The 20,819-nt window shown below is 68.4% G+C and carries 18 protein-coding genes; 6 read left to right on the forward strand and 12 right to left on the reverse strand.

The annotated features are described in order from the left end of the window. Positions 1-29: 29 nt before the first annotated feature. Genes GO488_RS02545 through GO488_RS02570 form a run of 6 tightly spaced genes read right to left on the reverse strand, consistent with a single transcriptional unit; the run spans position 30 to position 5,359 of the window. Complete coding sequence (locus GO488_RS02545) at positions 30-974, reverse strand: glycosyltransferase family 4 protein (RefSeq protein ID WP_162317520.1); 945 nt, start codon at positions 972-974, stop codon at positions 30-32. A gap of 5 nt (positions 975-979) precedes the next feature. Then, on the reverse strand, positions 980-1,984 hold the full coding sequence (locus GO488_RS02550) for a lipid II:glycine glycyltransferase FemX (protein WP_162316232.1): 1,005 nt from the start codon (positions 1,982-1,984) through the stop codon (positions 980-982). 36 nt (positions 1,985-2,020) lie between these two features. Continuing rightward, positions 2,021-2,977, reverse strand: coding sequence for a polysaccharide deacetylase family protein (locus GO488_RS02555; protein ID WP_241692880.1), 957 nt, complete (start codon positions 2,975-2,977; stop codon positions 2,021-2,023). Continuing rightward, positions 2,974-4,011: a DUF354 domain-containing protein gene (locus GO488_RS02560; protein WP_162316233.1), complete on the reverse strand. Its 1,038-nt coding sequence runs from the start codon at positions 4,009-4,011 to the stop codon at positions 2,974-2,976. Before GO488_RS02560 ends, GO488_RS02555 begins: the two co-directional genes overlap by 4 nt. Further along, entirely contained in the window at positions 4,008-4,781 is a 774-nt protein-coding gene (locus tag GO488_RS02565; protein ID WP_162316234.1) for a polysaccharide deacetylase family protein, read from the reverse strand. The genes GO488_RS02560 and GO488_RS02565 overlap by 4 nt, the downstream gene beginning before the upstream one ends. Beyond that, complete coding sequence (locus GO488_RS02570; protein ID WP_162316235.1) at positions 4,778-5,359, reverse strand: acyltransferase; 582 nt, start codon at positions 5,357-5,359, stop codon at positions 4,778-4,780. Before GO488_RS02570 ends, GO488_RS02565 begins: the two co-directional genes overlap by 4 nt. A 232-nt stretch (positions 5,360-5,591) precedes the next feature. Between GO488_RS02570 and GO488_RS02575 the strand changes: the two genes are divergently transcribed. Further along, positions 5,592-6,542: a polysaccharide deacetylase family protein gene (locus tag GO488_RS02575; protein WP_162316236.1), complete on the forward strand. Its 951-nt coding sequence runs from the start codon at positions 5,592-5,594 to the stop codon at positions 6,540-6,542. A 46-nt stretch (positions 6,543-6,588) separates the two neighbouring features. Here GO488_RS02575 and aglF read toward each other — a convergent pair whose 3' ends face one another. Next, entirely contained in the window at positions 6,589-7,368 is a 780-nt protein-coding gene (aglF, locus tag GO488_RS02580) for a UTP--glucose-1-phosphate uridylyltransferase AglF (protein ID WP_162316237.1), read from the reverse strand. A 250-nt stretch (positions 7,369-7,618) separates the two neighbouring features. Between aglF and GO488_RS02585 the strand changes: the two genes are divergently transcribed. Beyond that, positions 7,619-8,233 carry a DUF1326 domain-containing protein gene (locus GO488_RS02585; RefSeq protein WP_162316238.1) on the forward strand — a complete coding sequence of 205 codons (615 nt, stop codon included), beginning with the start codon at positions 7,619-7,621 and terminating at the stop codon, positions 8,231-8,233. Between the two features lie 49 nt (positions 8,234-8,282). Then, complete coding sequence (locus GO488_RS02590; RefSeq protein WP_162316239.1) at positions 8,283-9,074, forward strand: DUF2182 domain-containing protein; 792 nt, start codon at positions 8,283-8,285, stop codon at positions 9,072-9,074. Positions 9,075-9,097: 23 nt separating this feature from the next. Here GO488_RS02590 and GO488_RS02595 read toward each other — a convergent pair whose 3' ends face one another. From GO488_RS02595 to GO488_RS02605, 3 genes are all read right to left on the reverse strand, one after another. Next, positions 9,098-9,970 carry a beta-keto acid cleavage family enzyme gene (locus GO488_RS02595; RefSeq protein ID WP_162316240.1) on the reverse strand — a complete coding sequence of 291 codons (873 nt, stop codon included), beginning with the start codon at positions 9,968-9,970 and terminating at the stop codon, positions 9,098-9,100. A gap of 67 nt (positions 9,971-10,037) precedes the next feature. Beyond that, positions 10,038-10,238, reverse strand: coding sequence for a hypothetical protein (locus GO488_RS02600; protein ID WP_162316241.1), 201 nt, complete (start codon positions 10,236-10,238; stop codon positions 10,038-10,040). Positions 10,239-10,240: 2 nt separating this feature from the next. Then, entirely contained in the window at positions 10,241-12,154 is a 1,914-nt protein-coding gene (locus GO488_RS02605; RefSeq protein WP_162316242.1) for a hypothetical protein, read from the reverse strand. Between the two features lie 281 nt (positions 12,155-12,435). Between GO488_RS02605 and GO488_RS02610 the strand changes: the two genes are divergently transcribed. Next, on the forward strand, positions 12,436-14,046 hold the full coding sequence (locus GO488_RS02610; RefSeq protein WP_162316243.1) for an alkaline phosphatase family protein: 1,611 nt from the start codon (positions 12,436-12,438) through the stop codon (positions 14,044-14,046). Between the two features lie 15 nt (positions 14,047-14,061). Here GO488_RS02610 and GO488_RS02615 read toward each other — a convergent pair whose 3' ends face one another. Further along, the gene (locus GO488_RS02615) at positions 14,062-15,486 is read right to left on the reverse strand and encodes a hypothetical protein (protein ID WP_162316244.1); all 1,425 of its coding nucleotides are present in this window, start codon (positions 15,484-15,486) and stop codon (positions 14,062-14,064) included. An 86-nt stretch (positions 15,487-15,572) separates the two neighbouring features. Then, positions 15,573-16,622 (reverse strand): glycosyltransferase family 2 protein, encoded by a 1,050-nt coding sequence (locus tag GO488_RS02620; RefSeq protein ID WP_162316245.1) that lies wholly within the window; start codon positions 16,620-16,622, stop codon positions 15,573-15,575. A gap of 231 nt (positions 16,623-16,853) precedes the next feature. Here GO488_RS02620 and GO488_RS02625 point away from each other — a divergent pair, with 231 nt between their 5' ends. Both GO488_RS02625 and GO488_RS20050 read left to right on the forward strand, forming a co-directional pair. Further along, positions 16,854-17,963 carry a Gfo/Idh/MocA family protein gene (locus GO488_RS02625; protein WP_162316246.1) on the forward strand — a complete coding sequence of 370 codons (1,110 nt, stop codon included), beginning with the start codon at positions 16,854-16,856 and terminating at the stop codon, positions 17,961-17,963. Positions 17,964-18,067: 104 nt separating this feature from the next. Continuing rightward, the gene (locus GO488_RS20050) at positions 18,068-20,809 is read left to right on the forward strand and encodes a PKD domain-containing protein (protein WP_162316247.1); all 2,742 of its coding nucleotides are present in this window, start codon (positions 18,068-18,070) and stop codon (positions 20,807-20,809) included. The last annotated feature ends 10 nt before the right edge of the window (positions 20,810-20,819 follow it).

Here is a 20,819-nt window from a genome sequence, read left to right on the forward strand (position 1 = left end):
GGTTGTGCGTGGTATGGGTCGCTTTCCGTTCAGTCCTCCAGCACTTTCTCGTAGACGGCGACGATGCGCTCGCCCATCCGTTCGAGGGCGATGTCGGCGGCGTACTCGCGGCCGGTCGAGCGCTCGCCGCGTTCGAGTATCTCCGTGAGGCCGGCGACGAGGTCGTGGTCGTCGTCGCTGACCGTCGAGGGCTCGACCGGGTCGAGCCGGGTCCGGACGTCGCCGACGTCGGTCGAGACGACGGGGAGGTTGCAGGCCATCGCCTCCTTGACCGTGTTGGGCGACCCCTCGCGGCGGGAGGTCATGATCATCGCGTCGGCGGCGTTGAGGTAGTACGGCATCCGGTCGTGCGGGACGCCGGTCGCCGTCTCGAGCGTGACCGACTCGTCGACGCGGTCGCTCGCGCGCTCGACGATGCGCTTCGCCCGCGGGTGGTTCTTCACGTCCCGCTTCGGCGGGTACGGGAACAGGACGATGCGTTCGTCCCGCGGCCAGCCGAGCGCTTCGCGCGCCTCGGCCCGCTCGATGGGGCGGAACACCGAGAGGTCGACGCCGTGCGGGATGACGAGACAGTCGCCGTCGTACTCCGCCGCCATCCCCTCGGACATGACGATGACCTCGTCACAGAAGCGCGCGAACCGCTTGGTGACCGGGCCGTACTTGCCCATGAGGTCCGATCCCCACAGCGAGAGGACGACGGGCAATCGCGGCTGGGCGACGGCCATCGGCGCGGTCAGGCCGTAGTTGGCGTGGATGAGGTCGTAGCTGTCCAGCGAGTTCGCAAGCACCGACGGGTAGAAGCGGGCGTACTCCAGTATCGACCGCTCGCCGTCCTCCTCGGCGTCGATGGACTCGGAGCGGTTCCGACCGGGGACCGACAGCGTCGTCAGCTCGACGCCGCGGCGTTCGAGTTCCTCGACCTGCGCGCGGAAGAACTGCGCTTCCTCGTTGGTCACGAGGTTGAGGACGCGCAACGGCATCACCTCGTCACCGCCATGAACGCCGACTTCGCGATGTTCATCGCCGCGCTGTCCGTCTCGATCGTGTAGTAGGGAACCAGCTCGCCGGCGAACTTGCCCTTGTAATCACAGAGCCGTCGGGTGTTCGCGCCCATCAGGTCGTACTCGGTGACGCCCTCGAAGGTCGGGTCGGCCAGGATGTCCTTGATGACGCGCCAGTGGATGAGGCTGTTGACGACGATGCCGTCGTGGTCGGTCTTCGCGCCGCCCTGCCAGAAGTACGCCGTGTCCGGGCCGTAGAGGACGGTCACGCCCGAGAGGAACTCGCCGTCGGCCGACCGAGCGACGTAGGTGCGCGCGTCGTCGCCGAGTTCGGTGACGAGGTCGCGGACGTAGGGCCACGACAGCGAGAAGCCGCGGTTCTGGTCGGCGTAGCGGTCCCGCGTCGTCCGATAGATGTCCTCGGCGGCGTCCAGCCCCTCGACGGAGACGGTGACGTCGCTCTCTCGACCCCGGCGGATGTCGCGCCGGAGGCTCTTCGAGAAGGATTCGAGGACCGTCTCGGCGTCGGTCTCGGCGAGGTCGACCACGTACGTGAACTGCGTCGTGAGGTCGAAGTCGGCCCACTGGAACGGGCGCGGGTCGCCGTACTGTCGCGGCGTCAGGAGTCGGACCAGCGACAGCGGCCCCATCGCGCCGATCTCTTCCAGCACCGACTCGACGAACTTCTTGTTCACGCGCTCTCGCTTGCGCTGTTTCGGGCTGGTCGGCATCACGATCGGGCCGAGGCGGGGGATGTTCATGCCCGGCGGCGGGGACATGAGCGTCCGGCCGACGGTTCTGGTCGTCTCGACGACGGGGAGTAAGCCGACCGGTTGGTCGCCCTTGAACCCGCCGAAGAGGACGAGATCGCCGTCGGCGTAGCGCTCGACGACGGAGAGCGCCGCCGGTCTGTGAAACACCTCGTAGCCAGTGTTCGGTAGCGCGTCCCCCCACTCGGAGAGCGTCAGTCGTTCGACTCGCATGTTGCTCGACTCCGAGTCGCTATGGAAGGGTATTGGTTATCGGGTTCCTACGCGGTCGTTGTACAGGTCTCCGGGCGACCCGACCCACGCGCCGCGGTCGAGCGCGGTCCGCACGAGGCGGCGGTAGAGGCGGTCGAATCCGGGGTGGTCCGAACTGAAGTAGCGCGGGTGCCACAGCACCGTCATCACCGCGTCGTTCTCCTGGGCCTCCGAAAGCAGCGACTTACAGGCGGCCCACGCTTCCTCGAAGGAGTCGCTCGGGTCCGGGAGCGCCGCCTCCATCGCCGTCAGCGGGAAGACGACGAACTCGTCGTCGAACGGTCTGAACGGTTCGTAGCCGTCGGTGAACCCGTACTCGGTGGGACTGCCGAGCGTCGTGTCGTATCGGAGCCCGAGATCGCGGTAGTGCTCCCACGTCTCGGGTTCCTCCAGACGGAGATAGTGTTGTCGCCCCCCCAGTACCGACTCGCCGAGGACGGTTTCGAGGTGGTCCTTCTCGGCGGCCAGCCGCTCCCGGTCGTCGACCGACTCGTAGGAGCCGTGGAGACCGACTTCCCAGCCGCCGTCGCGGAGTTTCGAGAGCAGGCCGCGGATGCGCTCGTCCTCGATGTCGTACCGGCCCGCGTACAGTTGCCAGCCCTCCATCGTCAGCCACTCGGCCGGCGAGCGGTCGGTGAACAGCGACTGCTCGTCCAGGATGTAGAAGGCCGAACGGACCCCCTCACCGCGCTCGAAGTCGAGCAGGTCGTCGAACGTCCAGTAGGGCGTCCGCCACGGCGCGAGGTCCAAGAGGTGGCTCGGATCCTGTCGAGTGAGCGCGTAGAAGACGGACTGATAGGTCTTGAACGGCCGGTCCACGTCGTGGGTGAGACAGAGCGCGAACTCGTGGTCGTCGGGGATCCAATCGACGTCGTCGTCACTTTCGGATACGTCGCGGTCGCTCGCCGTCTCGGCACGCCCGTTCGCCGTCGCGTCGGGCCTGCTCGCCGTCATTCTGCGGCACCCAGCGCCTCTTCGAGGACCACGTCGGTCACGTCGACGCGGGTCTCCAGGAGCCGCTCCCGTCGGCCCTCCCACTGGGCCGCCGTTTCGGGGTCCTCGACCAGTTCCTTCAGTTTCGCAACCGCGTCGCCCTCCTCCCGGAAGTTGAAGACGAGGCCGTAATCTTCGAGTTCGCCGAACATCGAGACGTCGTCGTCGCCGACGAAGGAGTTCGAGCGGATCGACGGCGTCCCGAGCAGTCCGGCCTCCATCGCCATCGTCTGGGAGTCGCCGACGTAGCCGTCGGCGTAGTACAGCAGGTCGTGGATCGTCTCGGGCGGGACCGGGAGCCGGTACGCCTCGAAGGCCTCGGGGAGCTCGGACTCGCTGGTGATGTACACCTCGCCGTGACTGGAGAGGTACTCGACGAGCTCGCGCTTGGCCTCGCGGCTGAACCCGGAGTTGCCGACGTCGTGGTGGGCCTCCCAGGAGACGAACCGCAGGACGTAGTACGGTTCGTCCACGGTGACGCCATGCTCGCGCAGCCGCTCGGGGTCGGGGTCGAACCGGTCGGGATGGAGGTACGCCAGTTCGTGGTAGCCGTCGTAGCGGCGGTGTTTCCGGCCGAAGCCCATCTCGAAGTTGGCGGGCGTGCAGATCCGGGCGGTAAAGGGGACGGTCAGGCGTTCGAGCGTCCGCGTCTCGACCTCGTCGTCGGTGAAGGTGACGCTCGGCGTCCCCGTCAGGCGCGCGGCCTGTGCCGCGACGGGACTCAGGTGACTGACGACCACGTCCGAGCCGAACTCGCGGATGGCCCGCATCAGTTTGAGCTCGCGCAGCGCCCACTCCAAGACGAGCCCCGGCGTCGAGTCGGCCTGTCGTGAGAGCACCCGGTAGTCGATGTCGTAGGCGTCGAGTAACTCCGTCGTCACCTCCTTCTCGCGGGCCGTCACCAGCGTCTCGTGGCCCGCGTCCTCCAGGTCCCAGATGGCGTGTTTGAACAGGTGGACGTGAGCCGGGTGGCCCACCTCGAAGTGGACGTTCATCGCAGCAGCGTCAACCCCCGCTTGCCCACGTTCGTGATCGCGTCCTTGGCCGTCTCGGCGACGTACTCCGTCGTCGAGTCCGCCCAGCGGTTGGGATGAGTCAGCAGACACGCCCGGGAGACCCGGCCCTCGCGGAGCAGGGCTTCGAGGTCGGCCGTCGAGTCGGCGCTGACCCGCTTGTCGCCCTCGCCCATCGTGTGGTCCTTTATCTTGAGCGCGCCGTCCTCCCACGTCCGGCCGGTGTCCGAGAAGTACGTCACGTCGGTGAAGTCCATCGACAGGTAGGCCTCGCCGATAATGTCGAACGGTTCGAGGTCGGCGGGGTCGTCCCACATGTCGCGGTTGTCGTGGGGCGTCAGCGGATTGCCGTGCATGCAGACGGTGTCGACGTCCACGTGGTCCCGGAGCCTAGCGAGTTGCGTTCCGAACGACTGGCGCGCCCGCTCGACGTCCCCGTCCGCTCGGTCCAAGTCCTCGTAGTGATAGCCGACCTCGTGGCCGAGCGCGGCGAGGTCGCGGACGAACTGCGGGTCGAACACCTTGTCGATTGTGCGGACGTAGTACGTGCTCGAAACGTCCCGCTCGGCCTCGATGCGGGCGAAGCGGGTCGAGTTCTCGGGCTTCCGGTCCACGTCGTGCCGGAGGATGACGAACCGCTCCGGGAGGGTCTCGCGTCGGATGTACTCCCTGACGGTGAGGAAGTCGTACCCCGCGTGCAAGCCGGTGTCGAGCAGGCTCGCGTACGCTGCGTCGGTGAAGTCCCGCGTCATCGGTAGGCGTTGACCGCGTCCAGGTGTTCCGGGAGCGGGCGATGTTTCGCGGGCGTCCCGACCGCCAGCGTCCGCGGCGGCACGTCGTCGGTGACGACGGCCCCGGCCGCGACGAACGAGCGCTCGCCGACGGAGATACCCGGCAGGATCGTCGCGTTCGCCCCGATGGAGACGTCGTCTTCGAGCGTCGGTCCGCGGAGGTCACCGCCCCGCCGCAGCGGATAGGGGTCGTTTGTCAGCACGGCCCGCGGCCCGAGGAACACTCGGTTCCCGATGGTCGTCTGCGGCGGGACGTAGACGCCCGTCTGCATGCTCACCTCGTCACCGACGTCGCACTGGCCGTCGATGACGGTCTGTGTCCCGACGACGGCGTCGTGACCGATGGTCGTCTCCTCGCGGATCAGGGCGTTGTGACCGGTCTGCAACCGGTCGCCGACGACGACGTCGGGGTAGAGGATCGTCCCGCCGCGTATCACGGAGTCGTCGCCGATGCTCGCGGGCGACTGCTCGCCGTCCGGCGGGAGGAGCTGTGCGGACTCGGCGATGCGACAATTGCTGCCTATCCGGCACTTACTCATCGAGATACCTCCGTTCGGGCTGTCGGTGCGTCACTGGCTGGGCGCGACTGTCGGAGCCGGTCATCTTGCGTTCGAGCGAGATTTCGGCCAGTTCGAGGCTTTGTTATGGAGAGCCTGTGCGGCCGCCGCACTCGGCGGCTCGGTCTCTGTCCTCGGTAAATTGACGCTACGAATCCCTTACTCCCGTATCGTCGTCGTATAACCAAGGTGAGCGCCGGCCACTCGACGACAAATGGGAACCGTCGTCATCTCCGTCGACGCCGAACTGGGCTGGGGGTTTCACGACTACGAACCGGGAGACCGCCCGACCGAACGCATCGAGCGGTCGCGCTGGGGGTGGAACCGACTCGCCGACCTCTTCGAGGAGTTCCGCATTCCCGCGACGTGGGCGATCGTCGGCCACCTCTTCGAATCGGAGTGCAACGGGGCGCACGTCGGCCACCCGTCGCCGCCGGGGTGGTTCGACCACGAGCGCGACCCCGACCCGATGCCCGCGGAGTTCCGCTTCGCACCGGACCTGATCCGCTCGCTCGTCGACGGTCCGGTCGACCACGATATCGGATCGCACACGTACTCCCACGTCGAGTTCGGCGAGTCGTACGCGACGCCCGAGCTCGCGCGCGCCGAGTGCGAACGCTCGGTCGAAGTCGCGGAGGCCGCGGGGCTCTCGCTGTCGTCGTTCATCTTCCCCCGGAACAAACTCGGCCACCGCGCGGCGCTCGCCGAGACCGGATTCACCTGCTACCGGGGGCCGGCACCGGAACCCGCCATCGACGGGCCGCTGTTGGCTCCGGCGCGGAAGCTCGCTCGCGCGACGGTCGTCGACGCCGCGCCGCCGCTGGTCGAGCCGACGGTCGACGAGCACGGGCTGGTGAACGTCCCCGCGTCGCTGTTCCTCTACGAACTCCAAGGCCCCGCGCGCCGGGCGATCGCGTCGGCAGTCGGCGACCCGGTTCTGAAGCAGGCCCGCCTCGGCATCGACGCGGCGGCGGCCGGCGACGGCATCTGTCACCTCTGGTTGCACCCGAACAACGTCAGACGGGAGTACGACGTCGAGCCGCTCCGAGAGATACTGCGCTACCTCGACCGCGCGCGCGAGCGGACGGACTTGACCGTCGAGACGATGGCGGACGTCGCGGAAGCGACGCTGCGCGGTGAGCGGCAGACGGCGAAACAGGTCTGAGCGAGGAGGACGGTTTACGCTCGGACGCGCCGAGGCGGCGTCGCGTTCACTCGCCCGACTGCGCGGCCGAGGCGTCTCCCTCTCCGCTCTCGGAGTCGGCGTCGGCGGCGATGGGTTCGTCGCGGAGGCGGCGCTCGGCCTCGTCGCGGTCCTCGGGGTAGCCGATGTCGTTTCGCCAGCCGTTCATGCGGATGGCGTCGATGGTGCGACCCGAGTCCAGGAGGAGGTCGACGGCGTCGCTGATCTCGTACTCGCCGCGGTCGGAGGGCTGGACGAGGTGACAGGCGTGGAAGATCGCCGGCGTGAACGTGTAGAAACCGGTCATCACGAGGTTCGACGGCGGGTCGTCGGGCTTCTCGACGACGTTCGTTATCTCGCCGTACTTGTTGGTGTCACAGACGCCGTAGCGACTCGCCTCGTCCCAGGGCACCTCCTCGACGAGGAAGGCGGCGTCCGCGCGCTCCTCCTGCTGGCGGTTGACCACGTCGCGGAGGTTGGCCTCGAAGATGTTGTCGCCGAGCATCAGCATGAAGTCGTCGTCGATGTGCTCTTCGACGGTCAGCATCGCATGGGCTAACCCCTTCTGCTCGCGCTGGTGCGTATAGGTGATCGGGACGCCGTCGAAGCTGTCCTCGTAGTGGTTGATTATCGCCTGTTTCTTGTAGCCGACGACGACCAACAGCTCGTCGGCTCCCAGTTCGATCAGCTGTTCGAAGCAGTGCGTCAGGATGGGCTTGCCGTCGACCTCGACCATCCCCTTGGGCTTGTCCTCGGTGAGCGGGCGGAGGCGGCTCCCCTTCCCGGCCGCGAGTATCACAGCGTCCATCGTACTCGGAGTACGGAACCTGACCGGGGAAAGGTATAGTCCGCCTTCGCGGAGTAGCGGCCGGTTTCGACCGGGCTCTCGGCCGGGAACCGTCCGCCCGGAGACGGGTCCGTGTCCGACGAGTAGAGACTCGACTCGTCACGGTTCGACGGGTCGGTATCGTCTCCGACAGCCGCTAATACGCCGTTATCTCCCGTCCGGGGGCGGCTCGCTCCGCATAACAAAGTACGCCCGAAGCATGCGCGTAACTATGACACAGCAGTGGACTATCAGCGGCGACTACGTCGAGGCGTGCAACTGCGAGGTCGCCTGCCAGTGCGTCTGGCTCGAACCGCCGGACGACGACGTCTGTACCGTCTCGCTCGCATGGCACATCCGCGAGGGGAACTACGGGGACGTGGACCTGAGCGACCTCTCGGTCGGGATGCTCATCTCGACCGAGGAGGGGGTCATGTTCGACTCCGAAACCGAGTGGGACGTCGTCCTCATGATAGACGAGACGGCCGACGACGACCAGCGCGAGGCGATCGAGGACATCTACTTCGGCCGGGCCGGGGGTATCTGGGAACCGGTCGCCGACACGCACGTCAGGTCGGCCGAGACCGCCACCGTCCCGATCGAGTTCTCCCGGGACGGCGACGAATACGCCGTCGAGATCGGCGACGCCGTCACCATGGAAGCCCACGGGGCCGTCGGCTTTAACGACGAGGTCGGCACCATCTCACCGCATCCGCTGACGAAGAGCACGAAAGTCCAGACCGGCAAGTCGACGACGGCCACGGTGTCCTACGGCGACGGCGAGTTCGAGTGGGACGTCTCGGGCAACAACGCGTATCTCGGGGACTTCGAACTGGCGAACTCGTAGGTCATGGCCGACGACCGCCCCGGCGATACCGCCGACGACGGGGGAGGCGATGCGAGAAGCGTTTAGACGGCGGTTCGGGCTACAGCGCGCTCCGACGGTCGCGCTCGTCACCTACGTGATAGCGCTGCTCGCGTGGGTCGCCGTCGTCGAGCGCTGGCTCCCGATGGTGGGGTCGGACGGCGGGATGGAGATGCAGATGTCGGCACCCGGCGCTCCGGAAGCGATGGCGCTCTCGAACGGCCTCCCGGGCGTGGGGCTGTACCTCGTCATGTGGGGCGTGATGATGGTCGCCATGATGTACCCGTCCTCGGTCCCGCTGTTTCGCATGTACCACCGGACGATCGCGGGGGCCACGCGCTCGGGCAGGGCGGCTCGTCTGGCGGCGTTCATGGGCACGTACGCGCTCGTCTGGACGCTCACCGGCGTCGTGCCGCTCGCGGTGAACGCCGTCGTGCCCGTCGCCGCCGTCGCCGAATCGCACACCGCGCTCCTGTTCGGCGGGACGCTGGTGTTGCTCTCGGCGTATCAGCTCTCGCCGTACAAGTACCGGTGCCTGAGATACTGCCGGACGCCGCTCGGATTCCTGATGGAGTACCAGCGGCCGGGGATCCGCGGCGCGGCTGCGATGAGCGCCCGCTTCAGCCTCTTCTGCGTCGGCTGTTGCTGGGCGCTGTTCGCCGTGATGGTCGTCGTCGGCTCGATGAACGTCCTCTGGATGGCCGCGCTCACCGTTGTGCTCTCGCTCGAACGTCTCGTCGGGTGGGGTGAGCGGCTGGCCAGCGGCGTCGGCGTCCTCGCGGGCGTCGGCGGCGCGGCGTTGCTCCTGTTCGCACTCTCATGAGCGAGAACGAGATAGAAGAGGGTTCAGGCTTCGATATCGTCGTTCGCTACCTCTTTCCCCGGGAGACCGACGAGGCGACGCGCGCCGTCGGCGTCGGTGAGGTCACGGAGGGAGTTGCGCGCGAGTTCCGCGACCTGTCGGACCAGCTGCGCGTTGCGCGACACCGGCGTCTCGGGGTCGAAGAAGAGGTTGTCCTCCATGCCGACCATCGGGTGAGCACCGAGGAAGAACGCCATCGCCGTCAGCGGGTACTGGTTGGGACCGGTCGCCCGCACGAGGCAGTGGGCCCGCTCCGGCACGGCGTCGAGCAACGCCAGCAGGTTCTGTGGCGTTCCGACCGTTCCGTCGGGAGCGCCGAACAGCAGCGTCACGACCGGCGGCCCGTCGAACGCCCCCTGCTCGCGCAGGCGGTCGACCTCGTGGAGGTCCCGACCGCTCGTGACCAGCAGGTTCGGAACGACCCCTCGGTCTTGCAGTTCGCCGACGAACTGGTCGACGTCGCGGCGGCTCGTCGCCGACGTCCCGCGGTGACCGTGCTGTGCCGGGCCGACGCGAACCGACGCGAGATCCGGCAGCGGGCCGTCGTCGATGGCGGCGAGGAAATCCCCGGGCGGGCAGTCCGGCCCGACGGCGTACTCCACAATCACGTCGTCCCCGCAGCGGTCGTGGACGGCGGTGCCGAACGCCGGCAACCGGGCCGGCGCGGGGTCACCGTCGCTGTCGCGCCCGTGGAGATGGGCGATAGACGCCCCGAGGGCGACGGCCTCGTAGATTTGATCGGCCACGTCCTCGGCGGTCACGGGCAGCGAATCGTTCGCGTCGGTCGAGTAGCGATACCCCGTCGGCGCGACACCGAGTGTGACCTCGTCACCGCGGATGTAGTCGTCGTACGTCATCGTCGGCCCCCTGAGATCGGGTGTGTGGTCACACCACGGACCGACCGTTAGTTATGGAGGTCTTTCGTCACCCCTCCAGTTCGACGAGGGCGTCCTCGTCGGCGACGATGAACGCCTCCTCCAGCAGTTGGTCCTCCTCCGCGGGGAGAAAGACGTACCGGTCGTCCGTCTCCGACTGGATGACCGTCAGTTCCTCCAACTCGTAGCCGAGGTTCTCGTGCGGGTCCGGGTCGTCGGGGACCTCGTCCCAGTTGCCATCCGAGAACATATTCAGTCCTGGAAGCGGTTGACGTCGGCTTTCCCGTGGACGTCGATGGAGCGAACCTCGCCGCTGTAGTAGTAGGCGGCGACGCCGTTGCAGACCCGGCCGGACGAGGAGCTCCCGTCCGTCGCGCGCTTCTTCGCCTCCAGCGTCGTCCCGCCCTTCACGACGGTTCGTTCCTCGTCGACGACGAGATCACCGGAGACGGCGAAGCCGTACATCGCGCCCTCCTCGGCGTCACCGGTCCCGTCGATCTCGATGCGCTTGGGGAGCGGTTGACTCGCCTCGGACTCGCTTTCGGCGTCGCCCGACGGGCTTTCGGAGGACTCGTCGGAGTCCCTTTCGGGCGCCGAACTCGCAGACGCGGAGTCGTCCGCCGACGAGTCGACCAGCTGCCCCGTGATCGTCGTCGAACCGTCTTCGGACTCGCCCGACGAGGAGCTGTCCTCGGTAACGACGTCGCCGACCGACGACTCGTTCGCGGAGCTATCGGACGCGGACAGGGCCGACGCGTTCGAGGACTCCGGTGTCGGAGTCGACGGTTCCGTCGAGGAGCTATCGTCCGACGAGTCGTCGTCCGCTTCCGGTTCGTCGGTCTCCGCAGCCGTCTCGTTCGACGCGCTTTCGGTGGCGGTCTCCGTTTCCGTGGTCTCGGTTTCGGTTTCCTCGGTTTCCGTGGTCTCGGTTTCAGTTTCCGTGTTCTCGGATTCCGTTTCTGTACTCTCGGTCGATTCCTCGGTGGTGTTCGTCTCGGTCGACGCGTTGGAGCTGTCCGCGCTCGTCACGTCAGTCGAACCGCTCTCGGTCGTGCCCGCGGAGCTGTCCCCGACCGGCGTCCAGATCGCGTAGTCGGTGTTCGGCGCGGTCGCCTCGCTGCCGGTGACGGCCTCGAATCCCTCCGGCAGTTCCGTGTCACCGCTACCGGTCAGGCTGATGTTCTCGCCGGACCAGTTGCCCTGGACGTCCCACTCGGTGTCGATGGGCGCGCTGTCGGAGTCGTTCCGGATGCGGCAGTTCCGGACGACGCCGGACCCGCCCTGCCCGCGTTCGTGGAAGTCGAAACAGGGGCCGCCCGGGTCGCCCCAGACGAAGTCGCAGTCCTCGACGACGACGTCCTGCCCGGCGTCGTCGAACTTGATACCGCGCTGAGCGACGCCGCCGCCCTCCTCTGCCGGCGCGGTCTCGGTCGCCTCGAAGTAGCAGCCGCGAATGACGCTGTCGCCGGGTGCGAAGCGCACGCCGGCCGCGTTCGTGTTCCGGAGAACGCAGTCCTCGACGACGACTTTCCCGTTCCCGCCCGTGTAGGGGTCGGAGACGTACAGCGCGACGTTGCCGAACCCCTCGAGATAGCAGGACTGTATCCGGAGCGTGCCCGCGTGGTCCGTCCCGGCGTAGAGCCCGGTCGAGTCGGACCCGTCGACGGTCCCGTCGGGCATGTTGACGTTGACGACCTCCATCGTCGCGCCCTCGGCGGCGCCGACGCGCCAGCGGGACTGCTCCTGCCCGCGCTTGCCCTTGACCGTGATGTTCTCGACGCGGACGGTCCCGCTCGTCGCGCGGATGCCCGGTCGAACCGTCGTCTCCGGGTCGTCGGGCCGGTTGAACGTGACGCCGTCGGGCGACCCGACGAGCGCGCAGTTCCCCTTGTCGCCGCCGAGGCCGGCACCCGTATACTCGTACTCGCCGGCCGGGATCAGTACCCGGTTCCCGTCTGTGAAGTGCTCCTCGAGATAGGAGTCGATGTTGTCGCCGTTCGAGAGCCCCTCTTCGCCGAGGTCGACGGTCGTCTCGGCCGCGGTGGCACCGCCGAACGTCGAACTGCCGAGCGCCGCCGTCGCGGCGACGCCGACCGTCTTCACGAACGTCCGTCGGGTGGTATGTTGACCTTTCTCCGCTTGCGCGTCGTCGTGGCGTTCTGCCATGGTCGGGCAGGCTTGACTTACGGGAAAAGGCGTTCTGGCCAGCTACCGCGTAAGGTTCACCTACTCCATAGCAAATACCCGTCGGACGAGTACGGTCTGTTTACCACGCGCTCTTGGTTCCCCGAAAGCGGCGCTTAATTCAGTAGATACCGCCACACACGTATTATCACCCATGAAGGAATCATTTTCTGTTCGCTCTGACAGAGTAAGCATCAGATAGTTCGATTGAACGGTCGGTAAGGCTTCGATAACAAAGCCGAACGGCGAGAGAGACGCCCACGATGCGGACGCTCTTACTCGGACTGGACGGCACCTGCCGGCCGGTCCTGGACTCGGTGTTCGAGGCCGGCGTCGCGCCCGCGCTCGAATCGCTCTTCGAGGAGAGCGCGACGGGACCGCTCACCTCGCAGCTGCCGCCGTGGACGCCGAGCGCGTGGCCGTCGCTGTACACCGGCGTCAATCCCGGGAAACACGGGGTCTACGGCTTTCTGACGTTCGACGGCTACGACTACGACGTGGTGGACGCGACGGACGTGCGTGCCCACGCGCTATGGGAATTGCTCGACCGACAGGGCCGTTCGAGCGTCGTCGTCAACGTCCCCGTGACCGCCCCGGCCGCTCCCATCGACGGCGCGATACTCCCCGGGTACGTCTCCCCGGAGGACCCGCCGGGTCACCCAGATGGGATCTTCGACGACGTGCGCGAGGAAATCGGAGCTTACTCGGTCTACGGGCCGATGGATACGCCCGGCGAGGCCGACCTCGACGACGTGGCGGCTCACTCGGAGACCCGCGGCGACGCCTTCGCCTATCTCGTCGATCGGTTCGATCCCGACTTCGGCTTCCTGGAGTTCCAGCAGACCGACACCGTCTTCCACCGCCGCCCGACGGACACCGAGGCGATCGAACGCGTCTTCGGGGCCGTCGACGACGCCGTGGCGACGGCGCTCTCGGCCGCCGACCCGGACAACGTTATCGTGGTGAGCGACCACGGCATCGGCGAGTATAGGGGGCACGAAATCCGCGTTAACGAGTGCTTACGCGACTGGGACCTGGTCTCAGCGACGGCCGGCGGGGAGGGGATGCCATCGTGGGACGCCATCGCGCGCCGCCGCCTCCAGCGCGGCGAGAGCGGCGGGACGCCCGACCCCGGACTGCTGGAACGCGGCGTCTCGTCGCTCGCCCGGGTCGGCGTGACCAGCCAGCGGATCGAAGCGGTGCTCGAACCGCTCGGACTCGCCGAGGTCGTCGCCCGGATCGCGCCCACGGACGCCGTCCGCGCGGGGACCGAGCAGGTCGACTTCCGGAACTCCAGGGCGTACATGCGGGACCGGATCGAACTCGGCGTCCGGATCAATCTCGCGGGCCGCGAACCCGAGGGCGTCGTCGACCCGGACGAGTACGAGGCGACGCGGACCGAGCTGCTCGACAGACTGCGCGACCTCAACGATCCGGACGGCGAGCCGGTCTTTGAGACGGTCCTCCCGCGAGAGGACGTCTTCGAGGGACCCTACGTCGAAGACGCACCGGACGTGGTGGTCGTCCCCCGAGAGTTCGAGAACTTCCTCAACGGCTCGCTGCTGGGCGAGCGCTTCGGGACGCCGCGGGAGTCGTGGAACCACAAGCGCGACGGGATCGTCGCCGCGACGGGCGCGGACGTGGACGAGACGGCGTCGCTCGCCGACGCGCACCTCTTCGATATCGCGCCCACCGTACTGGGGACGCTCGGGGTTCCGCAGTCCGACCTGATGGACGGCGCGGCGCTGTCGGTCGTCGAACCGCCGCCGGTCGAGACGTATCCCGAGTACGAGGACCGCGACGCGAGCACGCGGGACGACCACGACGTGGCCGATCGACTCGCACACCTCGGCTATCTCTCCGAGGACCAATAGGCCGGTTCCACGCCCTCAGCGGCAGCCGCACGACGGACCGCCGAGCGCACCGATCCGACCGAGTGAATGGAGGCGGACGTCCCGCCGAGCGAGCGGCGCTCGCCGCGTCACGAGCGGTCGTCCGGTGACGGTGATGTTCGCTCGGCGGAGCACCCCGTCGGCGGAGGCGAGGACGTGGACGCCGTCGCGGTCGAGACCGGACTGGCAGAGACAGAGGTCCTCGATGAGCGTCCCGTCGCGGTACGAGACTTTGACTGCCGCGCCGCGAGCGGCCGAGCCGTCGACCGTGAGTCCCCGGAGCTGGATCGGGTGACGGCGAACGTCCGCCCCGACCGCGTCCGGCTCCTTCGCCCAGACCGCCGGGACGTCGTCGGCCGCGACGGTGACGTGCGTGTCCCGGATCGTCGCCTCGTCGAGCCACTTCGCGCAGGTGATGCCGCCGTCGCTCGCCGTCACTTTCTCCATGACGACTCGACAGTTCTCGACGAGGACGCCCGACCCCTCGCGGAGGCGGATACCGCGCATGTTCGGGACGCTCCGCCGGGCCTCGTCACAGCGGACCGTGACGCCGCGCACCGTCGCCGGGCCGCTGACGCGGACGTTCGAGACGCCGCTGTTCCGGTAGACGCCCCCGACGACGTCGACGCGGCCGACGGCGGGCGAGGCGTATAGGCCGTTGTCGGGGAAGCCGTCGATGCGGCAGTCCGCGAACGCGACGTGACCGCGATGGTCCTCGCCGACGTAACAGCCGGTGTTCGTAAAGCGGGGGTCGCCGCCGTCGGGCATCCGGAGGCGGCGAACGACGCCCGTACCCTCCTCGCGGGTCACGCCGAAGCGCATTCCGTCCTGGTCTAGGTCCATCTCGCCGCGGACGGTCACGTCGCTGACCGCCAGCCCGTCTTCGACGGCGGCGTATATCGGCCGCGGTCCGGTGTCCGCCCGCCGGAAATCGAACGTCAGCCCGGAGATCGCGAGGTCGCGGGCGTCGCCGTCGCCGCCCAGTCCGAACAGCGGGCCGGTGATTCCGGGGTCGGTCGTGATCGTCGCCTCCGGGCCGACGATAGCGAGGCGCTCGAACTCCTCGACGCGCCAGCTCCCGTCGAGGCGGTACTCGCCCGGCGGAAACCTGACGAGCGTGTCGTCGGGGTCGATCGATTCGAGAATCGGCAGCACGGACTCGGAGCCGCCGGTGTCCCCGCCCGCCTCGGCGACGTCGACGACGGTCCCGTACCGCTCTGCGTCGGGCGGCCACTCTTCGGTCTGTCGCTCGACGTCGAGCGGCGTCTCGCTCTCCGGCGTCGGGCCGGGGGTCCTCGGCGTCGGCGTCTGCTCGTCGGGTCCCGGCCCCGGATCGTCGCTCGGGCACCCGGCGAGCGAGCCGAGCAGCCCGGCCGCTCCCAGTCGCTCGACGAGCTCTCGCCGGGTCCAGTCCCTGCCCATACCCACGCTGACGGCGGTCGAGGAATTGTTATAGTGCTCGTACAGGGAGTAAGGCCGCTCTGCTCGTCCGGCCCGTCGTAATCGAGCTAGTCCTGCCCGATCGGGGCGGAGACGGCCGCAGCGTCGTCGTCGTCATCGTCGTCGCCGTCGTAACCGCTCGCTTCCGCCTCGACTGTCGCCCGCCCGTCGAGATAGCTCTCGTGTGAGTAATCGAGCAGCATCGCACCGAGGAGGAATACGGCCGAGAGCGCCAGCGCCCCGACCGCTCGGGAGAGCGTCGAGAGCGGACCGCCGTCGCCGCGGGCCGCGCGGACGAGACCGGCCACGCCCGTCGCGCCCGCGGTCCCGTACAGCACGGCGACCGGATGGACGCCGTCGGAGAGGTGTTTCGCCCGGAGCCGCCAGAGGAAGTTCCGGAACAGCATCCCCGACACGCGCGGGATGTACGAGCGGTAGCTGATGTGGCTCTCCTCCTCGCCGTAGTTCGCCGGTCGCGGCACGTCGAGGACGCGCAGGCCCGCGACGTTCAGCCGGACGAGGAGGTCGTTGCAGTAGCCGTAGAACTCGTACATGTCCTCGATGCCGGCCGTCTCCAGCGCGTGCAGGGAGATGGCGGTGTAGCCGTTCTGCGGGTCGCCGATGGACCAGTAGCCGCTGGCGATGCGGGTGAGCCAGGTCAGGATGCGGTTGCCGACGTACCGGAAGCGCGGCATCGTCCCGTAGTGCCCGTCGAGGAGGCGGTTCCCCTTCACGTAGTCGGCCTCGCCCTCGACGATGGGGCGGATGACGCCTTCGAGCAGTTCGGGCTGCATCTGCGCGTCGCCGCCCATCACCGCCGTGACGCCGATCCCGTCCTCGCGGGCGGCGAGGTAGCCGGTCTTTATCGCGCCGCCGACGCCGCGGTTCTCCTCGTGACGGATGGGGACGACGCGTCGCCGGAACCCGTTGGTCCGGCTATCGCGCTCGTTGACCCGCTCGGCGGTCTCCCGTATCTCCCGCCACGTCTCGTCGGTCGAGCCGTCCTCGACGACGTAGACGCGATCGACGTAGTCGGGGACCGTCTCGATCACCGTCCCGACCAGACCCTCCTCGTTGTACGCCGGAACGACGACGGCAACAGTTGTCTCCCGGTACATCTCACCGGCCCCCGACGCGGCGTTGATGCTCGAAACCCATTCTCATCAGTACTGCCGGCGAGACCCGCATTGTTATGGTCGGCTTGCGGAGACGGACGGCCGTGCGGTGACTGTTTCGGCGGCGCTCCCCCGCGTACGGCGGCCTTATGCCGGTCACTATCGGCGGTAATCACCGATTACCGGCCCACACAGCGCCTATAACAATACCCGCAGGACCGAGGTACTGTGACGATGACGCTCGAAAGCGCGGTCGTCGGCGGTGGAACTGTCTCGGACTTCCATCTGTCAGGATTGAAGAAGTGTCCAGCGACGAACCTCGTCGCCATCTGCGACGTGGACGAGTCCAGAGCGCGGACGAAGGCCACGGAGTACGACATCAGCGCCTACGCCGACTTCGAAGGGATGCTGGCCCGTGAGGACCTCGACTGGATCCACCTCTGTACGCCCGTCCAGACCCACCTCGACCTGGCGCGGATGGCTATCGAGGACGGGATCGCGGTCCAGATCGAGAAGCCCGTCACGACCTCCGTCGCCGAGGCCGAGGAGCTGGAGAAACTCGCCCGGGAACACGACGTGCCGGTCTCGGTCGTCCACAACCACAACTTCGACCCGGCGGTTCGCAAAGCGTCGAAGCTCATCGACGCGGGGGCCATCGGCGACGTGCGCTCGGTCGACCTGCTCTACTCCGGCGAGACCTACCCCGACGACGTCCGCCGGGGCGCGTGGGCGTTCGACCTCCCGGGCGGCGAGTTCGAGGAGGGGCTCCCGCATCCGATATACCTGGTGCTGAAACTCGGCGGCTACCCGGTCGACGCGGCCTCGATCCAGTCCCAGACGGAGCGGACCCGCGAGTACGAGCAGGGGTTCGACTACGACAGCGCCGGCTTCCAGTACACGAGCGAGTCGGGCGTCCTCTGTAGCGGGACGATACTCGCGAGCGACGTCCCGCACAAGGCGGTCCGGGTCCACGGCGAGCGCGGGAGCCTGGACATCGACATCGTCTCACAGTCCGTCACCGTCCTCGACAAGGACTACGAGGCCTCGCCGAAGGCCCGAGCGCAGACGAACATCGACCACGTCCTCGGGCGCGTGCAGGGGACCGTCGAGAACGTGGTCGCCGTCGCGCGGCGGGCCCTCGACGACGACTGGACGGCGGAGCGCGACCTCGATTCGCACTACTACCAGATCGACGCCGACGCGCGAGCCATCATCCGCGGCGAACCGATGCCGGTCCCCGTCGAGGAGGGGACATGGACCATGCGAATCGTGGAGTCGGTGCGGGCGGCGGCCGTTCAACCGATAGACGACGGGCAGATTCGAGTCAACACCGATTCGGCGTAAGCGGTCGTTACCGGAGCGGGTCGCGACGACGGCGCTCCATAACAAAGCGGGAATCTTCTGAAACCCGGGCATACCGAGGCGGGCCACCGGCCCGTAGGACCACAATGGAACGGGACACACTTGCAATCACGAGTATCGCGTGGGTACTGCTGGTCGTCGGGGCCAGTATCGCGCCGTTTACGCCGGTCGGGACGGCCGCCGGGAACGTCGAGAACGTCGAAGAGCGGCCCGACGAATACGCGGTCGTCCAGGGGAGCCAGTGCATCCCGCTGGCGATGGTCGGCGACGCCTCTCAGAACGTCTCGACGTACTACGACTACCGGGGCGGGACCGGCACTGATTACAGCTCTCACGGGACCGACGACCTGCAGGTCTCGGGGGTAAGTCAGCTCTACGTCTACCGCGGCGAGGGCGGCGATAGTCTGGTCTTCCTCCACGACAGCCGGAACGACGACACCGGCGGCGGGGCGCTCTCGATGGACATCACCGGCATCCCGACGCAGGCGGGCTGGGCCGTCGAGGACGACAACTACGACGGACAGGACGACAGCTTCGAGCACACCGAGACGACCAGCGACGTCGACTGGCAGTGGCAGCCGAGCCGCAACGACGGGGGCGCGCTGCGCGGAATCGCTCACCTCTCCGGGAGCGACGGTATCGAGATCTCGGCTGGCTTCGGCGAGAACAGCGACTCGCCGGACTCCGACTGGGCCGACGACCCGCTATCTTGGCGAGCACGGAGTCCGAGCGGACTCGTCGAACTCGATAAGTCCCAATCGGTCTCCGTGGTCGCGGGCGGCTGTCCGACCGCTGACCTGACGGCGACGCCCGCGAACCCGGCCGTCGGCGCAAGCGTGACCTTCGACGCCGGAGGCTCGACGCCGGCGGGCGACATCGTCAGCTACCGTTGGGACGTCGGCGACGACGGGAGTTTCGAGGCACAGACCGCCCAGCCGACCTTCGAACGGGCGTTCGAGACGACCGGCGAGAAGACGGTCGCCGTCGTGGTCGAGGACGCGAACGGCAGGCAGAGCGAGGCCAACGCGACGGTGACGGTCGGGTCGAACCAGCAGGTCGAGGCCGTGATCGAAGCGCCCGCGTCCGCTCGCGTCGGCGACGCGGTGCAGTTCGACGGCCGGAACTCGACGGCCGGGCAGTCGGCGACCTACCGGTGGGCGTTCGGCGACGGCGCGACGGCCACCGGGCCAGCGCCGACCCACGCGTACGGGAGCGCCGGCACGTACGACGTGACGCTCACCGTGACCGACGGCAGCCAGAGCGATACGGCCAACGCGTCACTCGTCGTGGAGGCGAACGAGAGCGACGATCCCACGGCGGCGCTCGCCGGACCGGCGACGGCGACGGTCGGCCAATCCGTCACGTTCGACGCCTCGAACTCGACGGTCCCGCGCGGCGGTGCGACTTACCGCTGGGACGTGAACGCCGACGGCACCGTCGAGACCGAGACGAGCCAGCCGACGCTGGCGACGGCCTTCGACGCGCCCGGTGATCGGACCGTCAGCGTCACCGTGGTCGACGGAACGAATCGGTCGGCGACGGCGAGTACGACAGTCACCGTCGAGCGTGAGTCGTCGAGCGGCGGCGGGAACGGCGGCGATAGCGGCGGTGACGACGACAGCAGTAGCGGTGGCAGCACGGGCGGTGGCGGTGCCGCCCCGCCGCCGTCCAACGATGGGCCCCCCGCGACTGCGACGCGGACCGACGAGGGCGTCCGCGTCGAGGTCAGTGACCCCGGGACCGGTGCCGTCGGCGTGGCACTGGACGACGGAATGCTGGGCTCCGGTCCGGCAGCGGTCCAGCGGATCGCGCTCGCCGACGCCAGAGCGGGGACGGCCCTCACCGTGACCGACGCGTGGAACGGGAGCGAGGGACCGCCGACCGGGAGCGACGAGACCCTGTTGGCGCTCGACCCGACGGTCCAGGACGGGTCGGCACCCTCGTCGGTCACCTACCAGATAGCGCTCGACCGCGAGGCGATCCGCAACCGCGGCGGCTCCGTCGAGTCGCTCGCGGTGGCGACGTGGACCGGCTCTGACTGGCAAGCGGCCGAGACGACCGTCGTCAGCAACGGTTCGACGGTCGTGGTGAACGCCACAGCCGGCCCCGAGACGCCGCTCGCGGTCGGCCTCGCGCGACCGAACATGGTCGGCGGGAATCTGACGGTCGAGGGGGACGCCGTCGCCGACCAGCCGGTGAACGTCACGGCGACGCTCACGAACGCGGGGCAGCTCGAGGGGACGAAGACGATAACCGCGGTACTGGGCGGTCGCGTCGTCGGGTCCGAGCGAGTGACGCTCGGCCCGGGCGAGACGAGGCGGCTCACGATGTCGGTGATACCGGCCGCGTCGGGCCGTCAGCGGCTCACAATCGCCGGCCAGAGCCGGATGGTCGACGTCGCGCCCTCCGAGGCGGACATCGGCCGGCCGACCGTCACCGTCGAGCGCGACGCCGTGAACCCCGGCGAACCCGTGCGCGTGACCGCGACGTTCACCAACGATGGGACCGAGTCGGGCACCGTCACCGCGTCGTTCGTCGCCTTCGGCGACGTCGTCGGGACGGAGCGCCTCACCGTCGCCGCGGGGGCCTCCGAGACGGTCACGTTCGAACAGCGCATCGAGCAGCCCGGCCAATACACGGTCGGCGTGAACGGCCAGAACGCCAGCGTCACCGTCGACGGCGACGCGACGCAGCGCCGGAGCGAGACGCCGGCGGGCGGTGACGGCGGGTCCGACGGCGGGACGTCCCCGCTCCTGCTCGGCCTCGTCGCCGTCGGGAGCGTCGGCGCGCTGGCCGGCGGCATCGTCGTCCTCAGCCGACAGCTCTGACACGGACGAG

It is taken from the genome of Haloarcula limicola (assembly GCF_010119205.1).
GTDB classification, from domain to species: Archaea; Halobacteriota; Halobacteria; order Halobacteriales; family Haloarculaceae; genus Haloarcula; species Haloarcula limicola.